Raw genomic sequence first — 2,438 nt, 5'->3', positions numbered from 1 at the left:
CCTCTTTGTCAATTCTTATGCAAGAAAACAATGTTATAAGTATCATCAAAATATAAGTAACTCCCAAAAAATGACCCACCTGTATATAACTGAAATATAACATTAGCGGCAAATAATTAATAATCTTAATTTTTTTATCTTGTGACGCGTTTTTTGCTATAAACATAAAAATCAGTAATGCAATTGGAATGCCTACAATACCCCAAACAAGAAAAGCTTCCTGCAAACCGTTGTGAGGCACATTGTTAATAGGAAAAACGGATGTAAAATTTACCTTGTCCAAAACATCTTGCAATCCTAATCCAAAGAAAAATACATTTGTATTGTCCAAAATATAATTATTATAGTATTTAAAAATGCTTATTCTTCCTCCGCTTATATCATCTGCTAACAATCTGTTAAGTACAGATTGCCAAACACTTGGCAAAAGCAGTACGATAAGAAGATAAACAAGAATTAAGGCTAAAATTACGGCAGTAGAGCTTATTATTACATTTCTTCCATGATTTATTGAATAATATAATCCGGCAAAAAAATAGGCTAATAATACCAACATAATAAATGCTCTGGATTGTGTAAGCAAACCAAAAAAAAGGAAAAATCCTATAAATATAATATACTTTATTTGTTCTTTTTTCTTAGTATAAAAAAGAAACATCGTAAGTATTCCTATACTCACCCCACAAAACATACCAATTAGATTCTGATTATTGCTCAAAGCGTTTTCTTGTCCAGTAAGAGCGCCAATGTTACCGAACCTGACTCCAGCATCAAGCATATTTTGTAGAGAAAAATTGTAATAAATAAGAGTCTGCGCCATTATATCCAATAGCAAAAATGCCGCAACAAACAAAAATGATTTGATAACCAGCATATAATCAAACTTTGTATTTCTATCAAATAAGACTATCCATATCATAACATAATTAACCATATGTCTTGCGTATTCAGCTACGCTAAAAGGCTGGTAGAATATATGAAGGGCTTCCCAAACTAAAATGAAAATTAAAAGTATAAACTCATAAGAGAAAACAATTTTTTTGTACTTTCTTAATAATATAGCAAAAATTCCAAATAAAATAGCGTAATTGGCTTGTAAACCCGAACCCCACACCGCCAGCGTGGCAGTAAAAGCTATACATTCATCCAAATCAAATATAATATAGTAAAAACAAGCAACCAATAGAAATATAAATTGGGGTATATTTACATTAAAAATATCCCTGACAAAAAACATCATTGCGAAAATTATCATTGCAATAATAAATTTTTTGCGTTCTTTTTTTACTTTTTTGCTTGCTTTACTACTTATCATATTTCATTCTTTTATAAAAGGTGTTTTCATTTTAGGCGGTAACTCAATCATATTTCCAAATATATAATTGTATTTATCTGGTACAAATTCATGCCTTCCACCATGATGAAAAAACGTATATTCACCAAATATAATTTTTCCGTTTATGTTATAAAAATCCACTCTAACAAAGGGCAAACCTTGTGATAGTTTACTTGCTATTTCAAGCATCTCATCATAATTTTTAGGCTTTTTTATTTGAAATTCAGAATTATCATATTGTTGTTTTACGGGTATCATCTTGAAATTAACATCAAAAAAATCAAACTTAGGGTCTACATCTCTTTCGGTTACTATTAATAAAAAAATAGGCTTTCCATTACAACAAAAAATCTTATAATCGGTAGGAGCTTTACCATTTTCCTCTAAAAGCTTTTCACATATTATTTTAGGTTTTACCTTTTCATAAGGCCATTCTGCACTAAAAACAGCATAGTTTTTATAAAAACTTTTCTTGAGCGTTTTAATTGCTTCCTTTTTATCTAACTTTTCTTTGTCTTTACAAATAACATGATTGCCACATCCGTTATTCGCTTTTAAGATAAATTCTTTTGGTAATTCATCCCAATTTATATCCTTGGGGTTGTCATAAACAGCATATAAAGTATTTAGCAGATTTTCATATCCTCTTTCCTTGACAACCTCTCTTACTCTGTACTTATCCACACATTTATAGGCTATGGGATCATACCAATATAATTTCAACCTATTCAATTTATCATTAAATGTTTTGGGATTATCTAAATTTAATTTTTTATTTGTATGCTTTTGATACATAATTTCTATATATTTTCTTCTATTACAGAAATTATATCCTAACCAAGACTTTATATATAATTTAAGTTTAAGCCATTCTAAATATTTCTTTCTGATAATAAAATACATTGTTTTATTTTTCTTCTTTATTATTAAAGATATTTTCTTTAATCTTTTCATTTTTGCTCCTTCTACATATACTAATTAGGAATTTTATTTACTATTTTTTTGAAGAAATCTAAATATCTTTTTGCATTAATTTCCACAGAATGTGTCTCTTTAATCTTTTTTGCATTTTCTCCGCATTTTTTTGCGAACTCTTCATCTT

General features: G+C 28.3%; 2 protein-coding genes. Both read right to left on the bottom strand.

Annotation, left to right across the window (positions count from 1 at the left end):
• The coding region (locus GX756_02035) for a hypothetical protein (protein NLC16644.1) at positions 1-1,315 on the bottom strand (1,315 nt) is incomplete at its 3' end.
• Positions 1,316-1,318: 3 nt separating this feature from the next.
• Positions 1,319-2,290, bottom strand: a complete 972-nt coding sequence (locus GX756_02030) for a glycosyl transferase (GenBank protein NLC16643.1) — start codon at positions 2,288-2,290, stop codon at positions 1,319-1,321.
• Positions 2,291-2,438: the final 148 nt, after the last annotated feature.

Source organism: Clostridiales bacterium (assembly GCA_012512255.1).
Lineage (GTDB): Bacteria > Bacillota > Clostridia > Christensenellales > DUVY01 > DUVY01.
This window is presented reverse-complemented; position numbering and strand designations above follow the sequence as displayed.